This is a genomic window from Micromonospora sp. NPDC000207 (assembly GCF_040300925.1).
Lineage (GTDB): Bacteria > Actinomycetota > Actinomycetes > Mycobacteriales > Micromonosporaceae > Micromonospora.
Window position 1 is genome coordinate 47,578 of the sequence record NZ_JBEPEQ010000019.1, and the last position, 16,578, is coordinate 64,155.

The window sequence follows — 16,578 nt, forward strand, 5'->3', positions numbered from 1 at the left end:
GTCTTCGGCGGGCCGCTCCGACACCCGTCGTCCCGCACGGACAGAGGAGACCCTGGTGTCCCGATTCCGCCGCATCAGATCGCCACGGGGTCCCCTCCCCGCGGCCCTGCTCGCGCTCACCCTCACCACCACCATGCTCATGGGTGTGCCCGCCCAGGCCGCCCCCACCGTCGAGCCCGCAGCCGCGCAGGCCGCACCGGCACCGGTACCGCCCGCCCCGGCGGCGGACGAGGCCGAGCCGTACTCGGTGCTGGTCTTCTCCAAGACCGCCGGGTTCCGGCACGGTTCCATTCCGGCCGGCATCGCCGCCATCCAACGACTCGGGGCCGAACACGGGTTCACGGTCGACGCCACCGAGGACGGCGGTGCCTTCACCGACGCCAACCTGGCCCGCTACCGGGCGGTCGTCTGGCTCTCCACCACGGGGGACGTCCTCGACGCCGGTCAGCAGGCGGCGTTCGAGCGCTACATCCAGGCCGGCGGCGGCTACGCCGGTGTGCACGCCGCCTCGGACACCGAGTACAGCTGGGAGTGGTACGGCAAGCTGGTCGGCGCGTACTTCGCCAGCCACCCGGCCAACCAGACCGCGACGATCAAGGTCGAGGACCACGCGCACGAGTCGACGGCACACCTGCCGGAACGCTGGACCCGGTACGACGAGTGGTACAACTTCCGGTCCAACCCGCGCTCCCAGGTCCACGTCCTGTCCAGCCTGGACGAGAGCACCTACGCCCCCGGCAGCGGCGCGATGGGACACGACCACCCGATCGCCTGGTGCCAGGAGTACGACGGCGGCCGGGCCTGGTACACCGGCGGCGGCCACACCGACGAGTCCTTCGCCGAACCGGAGTTCCTGCAACACCTGCTGGGCGGCATCCAGACCGCCGCCGGAGTGGTCGACTCCGACTGTGCCGCCTCGAAGACCGAGAGCTTCGAGAAGGTGACGCTCGACGACGACACCAGCAACCCGATGGAGTTGGACGTCGCCGCCGACGGCCGGGTCTTCTACATCGAGCGTGACGGCCGGGTCCAGATCGTCAAGCCGGACACCGGCAACACCGTCACCGCCGCCGACCTGGACGTCTTCACCGGAAACGAGGACGGCCTGATCGGCATCCGCCTCGACCCGGACTTCGCCACGAACAACTGGGTGTACCTCTACTACGCCCCCAACGGCGGCGGCCCCCGCAACCTGCTGTCCCGGTTCACTGTCAGCGGCGACACCATCGACACCGCCAGCGAGAAGGTCGTCCTGGAGGTCACCACCCAGCGCAACACCTGCTGCCACGCGGGCGGGACGATGACGTTCGACTCGGCCGGCAACCTCTACCTGGCCACCGGCGACAACACCAACCCCTTCGAGTCCAGCGCGTTCACCCCGATCGACGAGCGACCGGGACGCCAGGACTACGACGCGCAGCGGTCCTCCGGAAACACCAACGACCTGCGCGGGAAGGTCCTCCGGATCCACCCGGAGGACGACGGTACGTACACGGTCCCGGAGGGCAACCTCTTCCCGGCCGGCACCGAGAAGACCCGCCCCGAGATCTACGCGATGGGCTTCCGCAACCCGTTCCGGATCGGTGTCGACCTCCGCACCGACGTGCTCTACGTCGCCGACTACGGGCCGGACGCCAGCGCGGCCAACCCCAACCGGGGACCCGAGGGCCTGGTCGAGTGGAACATCGTCGACCGGCCCGGCAACTACGGCTGGCCGTACTGCCACGGGGCCAACCAGGCGTACAACGACTACCAGTTCCCCTCGGGCCCGAGCGGGGCGAAGTTCGACTGCGCCGCACCGGTGAACAACTCCCCCAACAACACCGGCCTGACCACCCTGCCCCCGGCCATCCCGGCCACAGTCGACTACGGCTACGCTCCCAACCCGCGCTTCCCGGAGATCGGCGGCGGCGGAGCACCGATGGGCGGCCCGGTCTACCGGTACGACGCCGACAACCAGTCGACCCGCAAGTGGCCGGCGTACTACGACGGCAAGGCCCTCCTCGGCGAGTGGAACCAGTCGAAGATGTACACCATGCAGGTCACCGAGGACGGGAAGTCCCTGGTCGACATCAACCAGCTGCTCACCGGGATGACCTTCATCCGGCCGATGGACTTCGAGTTCGGGCCGGACGGCGCGCTGTACCTGATCGAGTGGGGCAGTGGCTTCGGCGGCAACAACGACAACTCGGGGGTCTACCGGATCGACTACGTCGCCGGTGACCGGGCCCCCATCGCGCAGGCCGAAGCAGACCCGACCTCCGGGCCGTCACCGCTGACCGTCACCTTCTCCAGCGCCGGTTCCCGGGACCCCGACGGTGGGTCGCTGACGTACGCCTGGACCTTCGGCGACGGGGAGTCCTCGACGGCGGCGAACCCCACCCACACGTACGACGCTGCCGGCAACTACAACGCCCAGCTCACCGTCACCAACGACAGGGGGCGGACCGCGGTGGCCAACGTCCGGGTGACGGTCGGCAACACCGCCCCGACAGTGACCATCGAGTTCCCCCCGGACGGCGGCTTCTTCGAATGGGGTGACCAGGTCAAGTACACGGTCAAGGTGACCGACGCGGAGGACGGGGAGATCGACTGCGCCCGGGTGAACCTCCAGGTCCTGCTCGGCCACGACGAGCACGCCCACCCGCTGGAGCAGCACACCGGCTGCACCGGCACCGTGCAGACCCAGCTCGCCGCCGGCCACGGGGCCGAGGCGAACGTCTTCACCGTCCTGGAGGCGACCTACACCGACAACGGCGGTACGGGCGGCGCCGGGGCACTGACCGGCCGGTCCCTGGAGATCCTCCAGCCCAAGCGCAAGCAGGCCGAGTACTACACCGCCACCGGTCGGATCCCGGGCGGCACCGGGGGCGGCGACCCGGGCGTAGGGCGGGAGACCACCGGGGACACCGCCGGGGGTGGACAGAACATCGGGTTCATCGAGGATGGCGACTGGTGGTCGGTCAAGCCCGCCAGCCTGACCGGCATCGACGCCATCCGGTTCCGGGTCGCCTCGGCGACCTCCGGTGGACGTGTCGAGGTACGCGCCGGTGCGCCCGACGGTCCGCTGCTCACCTCGGTCGACGTCCCCACGACCGGAGAGTGGCAGACGTACACGGACGTCACCGCGCAGGTGCCGACGGACGCCGACTCGGGCGGCACGCTCTTCTTCGTGGCCCGGGACCCGGGCGGAGGCGCCAACAGTCTGTTCAACGTCAACTGGATGGACTTCGTCGGCAGGGGCGTGACCGACAACGCCCCGCCGACCGTGACAGCCACCGCCACCCCCACCACCGGCACCGCACCGGTCACCGTCGCCTTCGTCGGCACCGCCACCGACCCGGAGGACGACACCCCGCTCACGTACGCCTGGGACTTCGGTGACGGTGCCACGGCGGACACCCTCGACGCCGAGCACACCTACACCGTCCCGGGTACGTTCACCGCCACCCTGACGGTGACCGACAAGCGGGGGGCCACCTCGTACGCCACCGCCCAGGTACGGGTGGAGGCGCCGAACACCTCCTGCTTCGGTGCCCGGTCGGACGCCTTCGACGGGAACTCCCTGGACCGGGACCGGTGGAAGACGATAGTCCGGGAGAACCAGTCGTACGCGGTCTCCGGCGGCTCGCTGCGCCTGCCCACCGGGGTCGGGGACCTCTACGGTGACCGCAACGACGCGACCAACCTGGTGCTCCAGCCCGCGCCGACCGGGGCCTGGCAGGTGACCACGAAGGTGACGGTCCCGACCACCACCGACTACCAGCAGGCCGGTCTGATCGTCTACGGCGACGACGACAACTACGCCAAGCTCGACCTGCTCTACGGCGGCAGCCGTCGGGTGGAGTTCATCCGGGAGACCGCCGGGGTGCCCCGCAACGAGGGGACCGACAGCGGCCCCGCCCCCGACGGTGACACCATCCACCTGCGGCTGACCAGCGACGGGACGAACCTGACCGCCGCCTTCTCGGCCGACGGGCAGACCTACACCCCGGTCGGCCGACCGGCCGCGCTGGCCGGCATCACCGCCCCGCAGATCGGTCTGTTCGCCCTCAACGGCGGCACCACCGCCCCGGTGGTGGAGGCGGCCTTCGACTGGTTCCAGGTCGCCCCGGACATCCCGGCCGAGCCGGTGACCCCGTCCGACGAGTTCACCGGGGACGCCCTGGACGTGTGCCGGTGGAACGCCATCGTCAGGGAGGACCCGGCCGGCTACCGGGTGACCGACGGCGCGCTGCACGTCGACGTCCCGAACGGTGACATCTACGGTGGCGGCAACTCCGGGCCGACCAACTTCGTCCTGCAGACCGCACCGCAGGGCGACTGGACCATCCAGACGAAGGTCGACGGGAGCCTCCTCGACGAGCAGTACCAGCAGGCCGGGCTCCTGGTGTACGCGGACGACGACAACTACCTCAAGCTCGACTACCTGGTGGACAACTCCCCCGGCCAGCCGGTCAGCCGCCGGATCGAGTTCCGCAGCGAGATCGACGGGGCGGTCCAGAACCCGCAACCGGACGCGGGCAGCCTCACCCAGGGGGTGTGGCACCTGCGGGTGGCCCGCAGCGGTGACACGTACACCGCGTCGTACTCGGCGGACGGGTCGGAGTGGACGGTCCTGGGAGAGTTGACCAACGCCGCCGTCGGGGCCATCCCCAGGGTGGGGCTGTTCACCCTCGGGGCCGCACAGACTGCCTCGAAGACGGTGTCGTTCGACTACTTCCGACTCACCGCCAGCACTGTCGACACCACCGCCCCGGTGAGTTCGGCGTCGTTCGCGTCCCCGAACGACCAGGGCTGGCACGACGGTACGGTCCCGGTGGTACTCACCTCCTCCGACGAAGGCTCCGGGGTACGACTGCTGGAGTGGTCGCTCGACGGTGGTGAGTGGCAGCCGTACGCCGGGCCGGTGCAGATCAGCGGGGACGGCGAGCACGAACTGCTCTACCGGGCCACCGACAACGCCAGCAACGTCGAGTCGCTGAAGTCGGCGGTGGTCCGGATCGACGGCACCAAGCCGACGCTGCTGGTGTCCGGGGTCGCCGACGGCCAGTTCTGCGGCGACAGCCAGGACGTCCGCGTCTCCTGGCAGGCCGTCGACCCGACCTCCGGGATCCGGTCGGTGGTGGGAACGCTCGACGGCCGACCGTACGCCACCGGAACCCTGCAGGCCATGTACGAGCTGCCGCTCGGCCTGCACGAGCTGACCGTCACCGCCACCGACCGGGCGGGCAACGGCACCACCGCCACGGTCCGGTTCTTCGTCACCACCTCGCTGCGGGACGTGCAGAACCTGATCGACAGGTTCCGCGCCACCGGGCGGATCTCCGAACCGGCCCACCGGAAGCTGACGAACAAGCTGACGGCGGCCCGGACCTCGGAGGCGGCGGGCGACGACAGGCGGGCCGTCCAGCAGCTCACCGCGTTGCGGGGACTCGCCGCCGACTCCACGCTGGTGGGCGAGGCCGAGGTCCGTGAGGTGCTCGTCCGGGACACCGACGCCATGATCGTCCGACTGGGCGGTACGGCCAGCCGCGCCGGCGTAGCCGCCAACGACGGCAGAACGGTCAAGGGAACCGGCCGCCTCCCCAAGGACCCCACCCGAATCAACCCCGACACCCCCCTCTAACCCCCACCCCACCCCACCCCCCAACCCCCCACCCCCCCACCCCCAACCCCCACCCCCCTCCGACCGCCGGATCACCTCGTTGATCAAGGGGTTTGCGTCACTGCGGCACTCACTGGTGACGCAAACCCCTTGATCACCAGGCGCCAGGAAGCGGGAAGGCCGGGGGTTGGGGGGTTGGGGGGTTGGGGGTTGGGGGTTGGGGGTTGGGGGTGGGGGTTAGTTGGTGAGGAGGGTGTGCAGGGCGGTCAGGTCGGTGGGGGTGGGTTGCCAGGCGCCGGCGGCGGCGTTGGACCGGACCTGGTCGGCGGTGGTGGCACCGGCGATGACCGAGGTCACCGCCGGCTGGGCGGCGAGACCGCCGATGGCCACCTGGAGCAGGGACACGTCCCGCTCGGCGGCGTACGCCTCCAGGGCCTCGATGGTGTCCCAGTCGGCGGCGGCCAGGCGCTGCTGGTAGCGGGTGCCGCTGCCGGAGAGCCGGCTGCCGCCGGGCGGGGCCTGGTCCCGGCGGTACTTGCCGGTGAGCAGCCCGTCGGCGAGCGGGAAGAACGGCAGCAGTCCCAGCCCGAAGCGCTCACAGGCCGGCACCACCTCCGCCTCGACCCCCCGCTCCAGCAGGCTGTACTGGTTCTGGGCGCTGACGAACCGGTTGGTGCCGGCGGCCCGGGCGGTCCAGTCGGCGTCGGCGATCTGCCAGCCGGTGAAGTTGGAGTTGCCGAGGTAGCGGACCTTCCCGGCGCGGACCAGGTCGTCCAGGGCGGCCAGGGTCTCCTCGATCGGGGTCCCCGGATCGGGCTCGTGCATCTGGTACAGGTCGATGTGGTCGGTGCCGAGGCGGCGCAGCGAGGCCTCCACCGCCCGGGTCAGGTACCGCCGGGCACCACGGGCACCGTGGTCGGGGCCGTTGAGTCCGTGCATGTCCATACCGAACTTGCTGGCCAGCACCACGTCGTCCCGGCGGCCCTTGAGCACCTGGCCGAGCAGTTCCTCGGAGGCACCCTGCGGCTCACCGTAGATGTCTGCGGTGTCGAAGAGGTTGATCCCGGCGTCCAGCGCGGCGTCGACCACCTCCCGGGTGCCGTCGAGGTCGAGCTTACGGCCGAAGTTGTTGCAGCCGACGCCGACCACGGACACCACGAGCCCGGAGTCGCCCAGCCGGCGATACGTCATCTCAGTCACCAGGCCACCCTATGCCGAGCGGGGCACCCATGCCCCGGCCACGACCTGCGGGGATCCCGCACCGGAGCCAGCCGGATGCCGCCCGAGGACCACCCGGATGCCGACCGGTCCCCCCGGATCGCGGTCAGGCGACGTCCCAGACCGGCTCGTCGGTCTCGACCACCTCACCGTCGCCACGGAACAGCACGAACCTGTCGAACGAGCGGGTGAACCAGCGGTCGTGGGTGACAGCGACGACGGTGCCGGCGAATCCGGCGAGCCCCGCCTCCAGCGCCTCCGCACTGGCCAGGTCCAGGTTGTCGGTGGGCTCGTCGAGCAGGAGCAGGGTCGCCCCGGACAGCTCCAGCAGGAGCACCAGGAACCGGGCCTGCTGCCCGCCGGAGAGGCTGCCGAACCGCTGGTCACCCTGCCCGGCCAGCTCGTACCGGCTCAGTGCGGCCATTGCCGCGTGCCGGTCCATCCCGGCCCGGTGGTCGTCCCCCCGCCAGAGGATCTCGACGAGTGTCCTCCCGGTCAGCTCGGGCCGGTCGTGGGTCTGGGAGAAGTGTCCGGGACGGACCCGCGCCCCGAGTCGGGCCACCCCGTCGTGGGCCACCGGGGTGAGCCCGGTCGCCGCGTCGCTGTCGACGACCGTCACGTCCGGGTCGGTGCCGCCCCGGGCCAGCAGCCGCAGGAAGTGGGACTTGCCGGTGCCGTTGGCACCGAGGACCGCCACCCGGTCGCCGTACCAGAGCTCCAGGTCGAAGGGGTAGGTCAGGCCGTCCAGCTCCAGCTGCTCGCAGATCACCGCGCGTCGCCCGGTCCGACCGCCGGAGAGCTGCATCCGGATGTCCTGCTCCTTCGGGGGTACGGGCGGCGGCCCGGCCTCCTCGAACTTGCGCAGTCGGGTCTGGGCGGCCTGGTACCGCGACGCCAACCCGTCGTTGTACGCGGCCTTCTGCTTGTACATCAGCATCAGCTCACGCAGCTTCTGGTGCTCCTCGTCCCACCGACGACGCAGCTCGTCGAGGCGGGCGTGCCGGGCGACCCGGGCCTCGTACCAGCTGGCGAAGCCGCCCGGATGCACCCAGGCGCTGCCGCCTTCGACCGTGACCACCCGCTCGGCGGTCCGGGCCAGCAGTTCCCGGTCGTGCGAGACGTAGAGCACCGACTTCGTCGACTCCCGCAGCCGGCCCTCCAGCCAGCGTTTGCCCGGCACGTCGAGGAAGTTGTCAGGCTCGTCGAGGAGCAGCACCTCGTCGGTGCCGCGCAGCAGCAGTTCCAGGGCGAACCGCTTCTGCTGCCCGCCGGAGAGGGTCCGCACCGGACGGTCGCGTACGGTCTCCCACTGCTGGTCGAGCACGATGGTGGCGACGGTGTCCAGGAGCACCTCGGCGTCGTACCCGCCGACCTCCCCCCAGGCGGCCAGGGCGTCGGCGTACGCGAGCTGGGCCCGGCCGGCGGAGCCGCTGTCTCGTTCCTCGGCCTCGCGCATTGCCTGCTCGGTGTCGGCGAGCCGGTGGCCGGCGTCCCGTACGGCGGGCGGGAGCAGCGACAGCGCCAGGTCGGCGAGGGTCTGCTCGTCCCCGATCATGCCGATGAACTGACGCATGACCCCGAGCCCACCGGCACGGGCCACAGCTCCGGTGTGCACCGGTTGGTCTCCGGCGACCAACCGCAACAGTGTCGTTTTCCCCGCGCCGTTCGGCCCGACCAGGGCTACCTTGGCCCCCTCGCCCACCCGGAACGACACGTCGCGTAGCAACTCACGGCCGTCGGGTAGGACGTGTCCGACGGCTGCCACGTCCACGTATCCCACGACGGCATCCTGCCTGAGGCAGGCCCGGACGCGACAACCATTTACCGGGTGATCCGCAGGACCCGGTAACCCTTCTGGCTCGCGTGCCGTTCGACCCGCCAACCCTGGTCGACCAACCACCGGTGCAGGGAGTCCCCGCCGAGGTGCCGAGCCACCACCAGCCAGCCGATGCCGTCCGGGGCGAGTCGGGGCAGCCACCGTCGGAGCAGGTCGTGCAGCTCGGGCTTGCCGATCCGGATCGGCGGGTTGGACCAGATCTGGGTGAAGGTGACGTCCTGCGGGACGTCGTCCGGAGCGTGCACCCGGACCCGGTCGGCCACCCCGACCCGTGCCGCGTTCGCCGTGGTCAGGTCGCGGGCCCGCTCGTTGACGTCGACGGCCCAGACGGTGGCGGACGGGGCCGATACGGCCAGGACGCAGGTGATGGGACCGAACCCGCAGCCCAGGTCGAGCAGCGCGCCGGTGGTGGCGGCGTGCGGCAGCCGGGCCTTGCGCAGCAGTACGGCGGTGCCCGCGTCGAGCCGGTCGGCGGAGAAGACGTTGGCTGCGGAGGCGAGTGTCCACTCGCGTCCGGCGGCGGTGAACTCCACCTCCCGTGGTGCGGCCGCAGCCGTGGGTTCGGCGGTGAAGTAGTGGTCCCCGGTCACGTCCGGCATTCTCGCACCGACCCGGATCGGGGCTGTCGACGGCCGGGCGGCGGGCCCGGCGGCGTGGGAAGTTGATTTCCGGGAAATACCCCTTAAGGGGGCATTGTTCCTTAACCTGGGCAACATGGTTTATCGGTACGAGTCCGGTGAGGACCGCCCCATGGAATCCCCCCGCCCCGGGACCGAACTGTCGGTGGTGACGGGTCGGCCCGCCCACACCGGCCCGTCACCGTCGCGCTTCCCGACCCCGATCCTGCCCCGGGCCAGCCGTCCGGCACCGGTCGTCGAGGCGGAACCGATAGCCGAACCCGAACCAGAGCCGGCACCCGCCCCACCCCCGGCGCACACCAGCCGACTGCCACCGCCGATGCAGCCCCTCGGACCGGTCCACAGCCACCGCGAGGCAGGCCGGGGCGCCCGCCCCTGGCAGGTCCTGATCGGAAGCGCGGCGGTACTGGTCCTGCTCGCCCTCTGCGGGCTGACCGCCGCCGCCCTGATCGTCGACCGGGATCCGGAGGTCCCCGGGACCCCGGCCGCCGCACCGGTCACCGCACCGCACCGCACCGAACCGCAGAACATCGACTCCCGGGACACCGACCAGGCGCCGCTGACCACCAAGGAGGTCTTCGGCACCAAGCGGCTGACGCTCGACGGCACCGCCCCCTACCAGGTGTTGCGGACCCACAGCAGCGGCAGCTGCGCGACAGCCGCCACCGGGGAGGTCGCCGACCTGCTGGCCCGGGTCGGGTGCAGCCAGGTGGTCCGGGGCACCCTGCGCAGCCCCGACGGCCGACACCTGGTCACCGCCGGGCTGTTCAACCTGCCCGACGTCGCCAACGCCGAACGGGCCAGGGACCGGATCCGGGAACTCCTCGACGAACGGCAGGGCCGGTTCCAGGGGATGCCCGCCGGTGACGACACCGCAGTGCTGGGCACCGCACCGTCCCGGGTCGGCTGGCAGGTACGCGGCCACTACCTGGCGTTCACCCTGGTCGTCCGGGCCGCCGGAGAGTCGATCCCGTCCGGCGACCCGACAGTACGCGACATCATGTTCGACCTGATCGAGCTGCACCTGGACAAGACCGTCCTGGAGGCCCGGGCCAACGGCGGAACCGCCGGTCAGCCGAACCCTGACCTCGACGGGCGCACCGGCGACGGCACCTCGCCCGACGGCGACTGACAGACGCTGCGGAAGGACCCGGGTGGTCGGCGTCCGGGTCGGAAGCCGACCCGCCACCCGGGGCAGGAGCCGACCGGAACCCGCAGGTCAGGAGCCGGCCGGAACCCGCAGCCGCCGGGTGAGATCGGCGCGGCGGGCGTACTCGGCGGGATCGTCGGGATAGCCGACCGCCACCAGTGTCAACCCGTGTGCGGCGGCCACTGTCACCTCACTGGCCCGGTCACGGCGGGTCAACAGCCCCGCCGGCCACTCCACCGGCCGCCGGCCGTCCCCGGCCACCAGCATCGCCCCGACCAGGCTGCGGACCATCGCCTGGCAGAACGCGTCGGCCTGGACAGTGGCCACCAGGACACCGTCCGGGTCCCGCCGCCAGTCCAACCGGGACACCGCCCGCAGGGTGGTCGCGTTCTCCTTGCGCCGGCAGTACGCGGCGAAGTCGTGCTCCCCCACCAGCCCCGCCGCAGCGGCGTTGAGCAGGTCGACGTCGAGCGACTTCGGCCAGGCCAGGACCGCGTGTCGGCGCAACGGATCAGCCCCGAACGCGGCGTCGGTCACCCGGTACTCGTAGCGGCGGAAGGTGGCCGAGAACCGGGCGTCGAAGTCTGCTGACACCTCCGTCGCCGCCCGCACCCGGACGTCGGTGGGCAGGATCCGGGCCAGCCGTCTGACCAGCAGCCCCTCGTGCTCCCGCCACACCGCAGTCGGCAGGTCGACGTGGCAGACCTGCCCGGTGGCGTGTACCCCGGCGTCGGTCCGACCGGCCACCGTCAACCCGACCACGGTCCCCGCCCCGAGCACCAGGTCCAGCTTCTCGACGAGCACCCCGGCGACCGTACGCCGACTCGGCTGGGGGGCCCAGCCGGAGAAGTCCGTGCCGTCGTACGAGACGTCCAACCGCAACCGGGTCCGCTCGTCCACTCGTACCTCCACTGACGGGTCGAGCCCGGCACCCCCGTGAGAGGGTGCCGGGCCCGACGTGTGCTGCTGTGCGATCAGGCCTTGTTCTCGGTGGCCTCGTCGCTGTCCTCACGGGCGGCGGCGGTGTCGCCGGAAGCCGAGACCGGAGCCTCTGCGTCCTGGTCACCCTCGCTGGACCGGGGGGTTTCGTCGGCCGGGGCCAGGGCCTCGACCTTGTCCTGCTGCGCCGCCTTGCGGTCGGCGGTCTTCTTGTTCGCCGCCGGCTCGACGACCTGCAGTTCCTCGACCAGCTCGATGATCGCCATCGGAGCGTTGTCGCCCTTGCGGGGACCGATCTTCACGATCCGGGTGTAGCCGCCGTTGCGGGTGGCGAACCGGGGCGCGATCTGGTCGAACAGGGCGTAGACCACATCCTTGTCCTTGACCACACCCAGGACCCGACGCCGGGAGGCCAGATCACCGCGCTTGGCCTTGGTGATGAGCCGCTCGGCGACCGGGCGCAGGCGACGAGCCTTGGTCTCGGTGGTCTTGATCTTGCCGTGCTGGAACAGCGAGGTGGCCAGGTTGGCCAACATCAGCCGCTCGTGCGCGGGGCTGCCGCCGAGGCGGGCGCCTTTGGTGGGCGTGGGCATGCTTGCTCCTCAGGTGTGGCGGCAGCGCGGACTAGAGCTGCTCGGTCTCGCGGTAGTCGTCCGTGTCGTAGTCGGCCTCACCAAAGGCGTCCACGACGTGCGCCGGGTCGAAGTTGGGAGCCGAGTCCTTCAGCCCCAGCCCCATCCCGGCCAGCTTCATCTTGACCTCGTCGATCGACTTCTGACCGAAGTTGCGGATGTCGAGGAGGTCGGCCTCGGTGCGCCCGATCAGCTCACCGACGGAGTTGATGCCCTCGCGCTTGAGGCAGTTGTAGGAACGGACCGTGAGGTCCAGCTCCTCGATCGGCAGTGCCAGGTCCGCCGCCAGCTGAGCGTCCTGCGGGGACGGGCCGATGTCGATGCCCTCGGCGGTCTCGTCCAGCTCCCGAGCCAGACCGAAGAGCTCCACCAGCGTCGAACCGGCGGAGGCCAGCGCGGTACGCGGGCCCATCGACGGCTTGGTCTCGACGTCGATGATCAGCCGGTCGAAGTCGGTCCGCTGCTCGACCCGGGTGGCCTCGACGCGGTACGTCACCTTCAGCACCGGCGAGTAGATCGAGTCGACCGGGATTCGGCCGATCTCGGCACCCGCCTGCTTGTTCTGGGCCGCCGTGACGTAGCCACGACCCCGCTCGACGGTCAGCTCCATGTCGAGCCGGCCCTTGCCGTTCAGGGTGGCGAGCTTGAGGTCCGGGTTGTGCACCGAGACGCCGGCCGGCGGCTGGATGTCCCCCGCCGTCACGTCGCCCGGGCCCTGCTTGCGCAGGTACATGCTGACCGGCTCGTCGTGCTCGGAGCTGACGCAGAGCTCCTTGACGTTCATGACGAGCTCGACCACGTCCTCCTTGACCCCGGGGATCGTGGTGAACTCGTGCAGCACCCCGTCGATCTTGATCGAGGTCACCGCCGCGCCCGGGATGGACGACAGCAGCGTACGCCGCAGCGAGTTGCCCAGGGTGTACCCGAAGCCCGGCTCCAGCGGCTCGATGGTGAACCGGGACCGGGTCTCGTTGATCGACTCCTCGGAGAGAGTCGGTCGCTGACTGATGAGCATTGTTTCTCTTCTCTTCCGGAGCGCCCGCCATATGACGCTCAGGTGAATGTCTCCGGTGGCCCGCCCCCAGGGACGGGCCACCGCGACGAGCCGAGGCCTACTTGGAGTAGAGCTCGACGATCAGCTGCTCCTGGACCTGCGTGTCGATGACCTGCCGGGCCGGGAGGGAGTGCACGAGGATCTTCATGTTGCTCGGGATCACCTCGAGCCAGGCGGGGACGGTCCGCGAACCGGCCTCGGCCTGCGCCACGATGAACGGGGTGAGCTCCTTGCTCTTGCCCCGAACCTCGATGATGTCGTGCTCCTTGACCCGGTACGACGGGATGTCGACCTTCTTGCCGTTCACCGTGAGGTGACCGTGCTTGACCAGCTGGCGAGCCATGTCCCGCGACTTGCCGAAGCCGGCCCGGTACACCACGTTGTCGAGCCGCGACTCGAGGATCTGCAGGAGGACCTCACCGGTCTTGGCCTGCTTCGCCACGGCCTCCACGTAGTAACCGTGGAACTGCTTCTCCAGCACGCCGTAGATGCGGCGGGCCTTCTGCTTCTCACGGAGCTGGAGCAGGTACTCCGTCTCCTTGGTACGTCCTCGGCCGTGCTGCCCGGGCGGGAACGGCCGGGACTCGAACGGGCACTTCGGACCATCGCACTTGCTGCCCTTGAGGAACAGCTTCATCTTCTCCCGCCGGCAACGGCGGCAGTCAGCACCGGTATAACGAGCCATCTCTCTCTAACCTCTCAGACCCGGCGACGCTTCGGCGGACGGCACCCGTTGTGCGGCTGCGGCGTGACGTCGGAGATCTGCCCGACCTCCAGCCCGACGGCCTGCAACGAACGGATCGCGGTCTCCCGGCCGGAGCCGGGGCCCTTGACGAATACGTCGACCTTGCGCATGCCGTGCTCCATCGCCCGGCGAGCGGCGGCCTCGGCGGCCAGCTGCGCGGCGAACGGGGTCGACTTGCGGGACCCCTTGAAGCCGACCTGGCCGGCGGAGGCCCAGGAGATGACGGCACCGGTCGGGTCCGTGATGGACACGATGGTGTTGTTGAAGGTGCTCTTGATATGCGCCTGCCCGTGGGCGACGTTCTTGCGTTCCTTGCGCCGGACCTTCTTGACAGCGGCTCCGGCACGAGCCTTCGGTGGCATGTGTGTGTGCGCTCCTGTGTTGGTTCTCGATCGGCTTCCGGCTGCCCGCCCTGTCGATCACCTGGCCCCCGTTGCGGGGTGCCTCGACAGCGAGTGACCAGAATTCCGGCTGGGCCCTACTTCTTGCCGGGCTTCTTCTTGCCGGCGACGGTCCGCTTCGGGCCCTTCCGGGTCCGGGCGTTCGTACGGGTCCGCTGCCCACGCACGGGCAGACCCCGGCGGTGCCGGATACCGGCGTAGCAGCCGATCTCGACCTTGCGGCGGATGTCGGCGGCGACCTCGCGGCGCAGGTCGCCTTCAACCTTGTAGTTGCCCTCGATGTGGTCGCGGAGCTGGACCAGCTCCTCGTCCGTGAGGTCCCGGGCGCGCTTGTCCGGCGAGATGCCGGTGGCGGCGAGCGTCTCCTGGGCGCGGGTCCGACCCACGCCGAAGATGTAGGTGAGCGCGATCTCCATCCGCTTCTCGCGGGGGAGGTCGACGCCGACTAGACGTGCCATGTGCGGGCTTGCTCCTCTGTGATGTTCTGGCGGAGGTGTGGACCCGTCCCACCCCGCTACCGTCCGTCCCGTCTTTCCAGTGCGTGACGCACCGGCGACCGGGATCGGTCGTTGCCCGAGCGGGCCCCGGCCTCCGACCGGGGGTCAACCACGAGCGGGTACGCACTGCGCACCGCCCGGAGCTGGAACGAGCTGGTGATGTTGGCAGGATCTACGGCCCGGAAAGATCTCGACCGGACGTCACCGACCGGTCAGGCGATCAACCCTGGCGCTGCTTGTGGCGCGGGTCGGTGCAGATGACCATGACCCGACCGTGCCGACGGATCACCCGGCACTTGTTGCAGATCCTCTTGACGCTCGGCTTGACCTTCACGGTTGCCTTACTTCCCATCTGGCCCGGAGCCGCGTCTTCACGCGCCCCGGACGTCGAAGACGGACACGGGACTTCCCGGCCCGCCGTCAGGTTCGGTTACTTGTAGCGGTAGACGATGCGCCCGCGAGTCAAGTCGTACGGCGAGAGTTCGACGACGACCCGGTCCTCCGGCAGGATGCGGATGTAGTGCTGCCGCATCTTGCCGCTGATGTGAGCCAGCACCTTGTGGCCGTTCGCGAGCTCCACCCGGAACATTGCGTTCGGCAGGGGCTCGATGACCCGACCCTCGATCTCGATGGCTCCGTCTTTTTTCGGCATGTCCTCCGCTGTCCTGACGTCGGTTGCTCCGGACGGCTCACAACGCCTTACACGGACCTGAGGCCACGATCCAGGAGGATCGCGAACTGCAGGCCCGGCCAGCCGCGGCTCCGGCCCCACCGAAGCGCGGGTGGGCATGCCGGAGTGGACGCTGTGCGCCGATCCGAAAGTCTACGCCGGTCGACCGGCGGTCGCCAAACCGGCCACCCCGTAGGTCACCGATTCGGGCGAAGAACCTCGAATCAGGCGGAGATTCCACCCTCGGAGGATCGGCGGCGAGGATTCGACTCCCGCAGCTCCTCCCCCGCCGGCTGGGCCGCCTGACCGCCCTGCTGGGCCGACCCGGTCGCCTGGGGCGGGTTCTGCCGCTCGGCGGACCACACGTGCGGCGTCACACCGTCCCCACCGGCGGAGCGGGCCGGCGGGACCGGGAAGGTCTGCGGCCCGGAGACCGGGGCACCCCCGACTCCGCCACCGAGGAAGGCCGCGCCCCCGCCAGGATCAGTAGTCAGCCCCTGCTCGGCAGCCTTGGCCTCCCGCTTGCGGGCCCGCTTCTCCGCCTTGCGCAGGCGCTTCTGCTCCTCCTTGGCCGCCCACCGCTCCGGCTCACCCTTCGAGAGCCCGATCACGGTGCTCACCATCAGCACCGCCCCCCACGGCCCGGCCACCCAGCCCGGCCAGAAGTAGAGCAGCTCCCCGCTGAGCAGGCAGATCATGCCCCAGACCGCCATGGTGACGGCGACCGTCGTCAGGTACCCCTCCCAGGTGTCGGCCAGCCAGCGGAGCGTCGCCGACCTGGTCGGTGCCGGCTGCGCCACCGCTGCCGGGTCGCTCGGTGTCGGGGCCGCGACCTCGGCTGCGGCGTACCCCGCCGGTCGGGGAACCGTGGTCACCGGCAGGTCCGTCAGGACCGCGTCCAACTCGCCGTACGTGCGGGCGGTGAAGGTACGTTGCAGTCGCTCGTCGTACTCGTGCAGGTCCAGCCGGCCCTCGTCGAGCGCCGCCCGCAACCGCCCGGCCACTACCTCGCGGTCCGCGTCGGCCGCCCGCATCCCGTCGCGTTGGTCCATGGCGCCAAGCATGCCATCAACCCGCCAACCCGCGCTCGCGACGTCGCGCCCGGTCCCCGGGCCCGGGGTTCCCCCGGTCCCGGGGGGCCCGGCGGGGGGGGGGGGGGGGCGGCGGGGGGGGGGGGGCGCCCCCCCCA

The 16,578-nt window shown here is 70.7% G+C and carries 14 protein-coding genes; 2 read left to right on the top strand and 12 right to left on the bottom strand.

What is annotated here, in order from left to right; all coding sequences use genetic code 11:
* Positions 1-55 precede the first annotated feature (55 nt).
* Positions 56-5,629 carry a ThuA domain-containing protein gene (locus ABT336_RS07250; RefSeq protein WP_350895640.1) on the top strand — a complete coding sequence of 1,858 codons (5,574 nt, stop codon included), beginning with the start codon at positions 56-58 and terminating at the stop codon, positions 5,627-5,629.
* Between the two features lie 216 nt (positions 5,630-5,845).
* On the opposite strand, the gene ABT336_RS07255 is transcribed toward ABT336_RS07250, so the two are convergent.
* The 3 genes from ABT336_RS07255 to ABT336_RS07265 all read right to left on the bottom strand — a co-directional run bounded on the left by ABT336_RS07255 (position 5,846) and on the right by ABT336_RS07265 (position 9,253).
* Positions 5,846-6,799 (bottom strand): aldo/keto reductase, encoded by a 954-nt coding sequence (locus ABT336_RS07255; RefSeq protein WP_350895653.1) that lies wholly within the window; start codon positions 6,797-6,799, stop codon positions 5,846-5,848.
* Positions 6,800-6,932: 133 nt separating this feature from the next.
* The gene (locus ABT336_RS07260) at positions 6,933-8,606 is read right to left on the bottom strand and encodes an ABC-F family ATP-binding cassette domain-containing protein (protein ID WP_350895641.1); all 1,674 of its coding nucleotides are present in this window, start codon (positions 8,604-8,606) and stop codon (positions 6,933-6,935) included.
* Between the two features lie 41 nt (positions 8,607-8,647).
* Positions 8,648-9,253, bottom strand: a complete 606-nt coding sequence (locus tag ABT336_RS07265; protein WP_350895654.1) for a class I SAM-dependent methyltransferase — start codon at positions 9,251-9,253, stop codon at positions 8,648-8,650.
* Positions 9,254-9,413: 160 nt separating this feature from the next.
* Between ABT336_RS07265 and ABT336_RS07270 the strand changes: the two genes are divergently transcribed.
* Positions 9,414-10,433 (top strand): hypothetical protein, encoded by a 1,020-nt coding sequence (locus tag ABT336_RS07270; RefSeq protein ID WP_350895642.1) that lies wholly within the window; start codon positions 9,414-9,416, stop codon positions 10,431-10,433.
* An 87-nt stretch (positions 10,434-10,520) separates the two neighbouring features.
* Here ABT336_RS07270 and truA read toward each other — a convergent pair whose 3' ends face one another.
* The 9 genes from truA to ABT336_RS07315 all read right to left on the bottom strand — a co-directional run bounded on the left by truA (position 10,521) and on the right by ABT336_RS07315 (position 16,441).
* A complete protein-coding gene (gene truA / locus ABT336_RS07275; protein ID WP_350895643.1) occupies positions 10,521-11,351 on the bottom strand; it encodes a tRNA pseudouridine(38-40) synthase TruA in 831 nt (276 codons plus the stop codon).
* A 74-nt stretch (positions 11,352-11,425) separates the two neighbouring features.
* The gene (gene rplQ / locus ABT336_RS07280; RefSeq protein ID WP_350895644.1) at positions 11,426-11,983 is read right to left on the bottom strand and encodes a 50S ribosomal protein L17; all 558 of its coding nucleotides are present in this window, start codon (positions 11,981-11,983) and stop codon (positions 11,426-11,428) included.
* A 31-nt stretch (positions 11,984-12,014) separates the two neighbouring features.
* Positions 12,015-13,037, bottom strand: a complete 1,023-nt coding sequence (locus ABT336_RS07285; RefSeq protein WP_350895645.1) for a DNA-directed RNA polymerase subunit alpha — start codon at positions 13,035-13,037, stop codon at positions 12,015-12,017.
* A gap of 97 nt (positions 13,038-13,134) precedes the next feature.
* Positions 13,135-13,761 carry a 30S ribosomal protein S4 gene (gene rpsD, locus ABT336_RS07290; RefSeq protein ID WP_350895646.1) on the bottom strand — a complete coding sequence of 209 codons (627 nt, stop codon included), beginning with the start codon at positions 13,759-13,761 and terminating at the stop codon, positions 13,135-13,137.
* Between the two features lie 14 nt (positions 13,762-13,775).
* A complete protein-coding gene (gene rpsK / locus ABT336_RS07295) occupies positions 13,776-14,183 on the bottom strand; it encodes a 30S ribosomal protein S11 (RefSeq protein ID WP_007073011.1) in 408 nt (135 codons plus the stop codon).
* Between the two features lie 116 nt (positions 14,184-14,299).
* A complete protein-coding gene (gene rpsM / locus ABT336_RS07300) occupies positions 14,300-14,680 on the bottom strand; it encodes a 30S ribosomal protein S13 (protein ID WP_350895647.1) in 381 nt (126 codons plus the stop codon).
* A 259-nt stretch (positions 14,681-14,939) separates the two neighbouring features.
* Complete coding sequence (gene rpmJ / locus ABT336_RS07305) at positions 14,940-15,053, bottom strand: 50S ribosomal protein L36 (protein WP_012184307.1); 114 nt, start codon at positions 15,051-15,053, stop codon at positions 14,940-14,942.
* Between the two features lie 96 nt (positions 15,054-15,149).
* Positions 15,150-15,371 carry a translation initiation factor IF-1 gene (infA, locus tag ABT336_RS07310; RefSeq protein ID WP_007073013.1) on the bottom strand — a complete coding sequence of 74 codons (222 nt, stop codon included), beginning with the start codon at positions 15,369-15,371 and terminating at the stop codon, positions 15,150-15,152.
* A gap of 242 nt (positions 15,372-15,613) precedes the next feature.
* Positions 15,614-16,441: a DUF1707 SHOCT-like domain-containing protein gene (locus tag ABT336_RS07315; protein ID WP_350895648.1), complete on the bottom strand. Its 828-nt coding sequence runs from the start codon at positions 16,439-16,441 to the stop codon at positions 15,614-15,616.
* Positions 16,442-16,578: the final 137 nt, after the last annotated feature.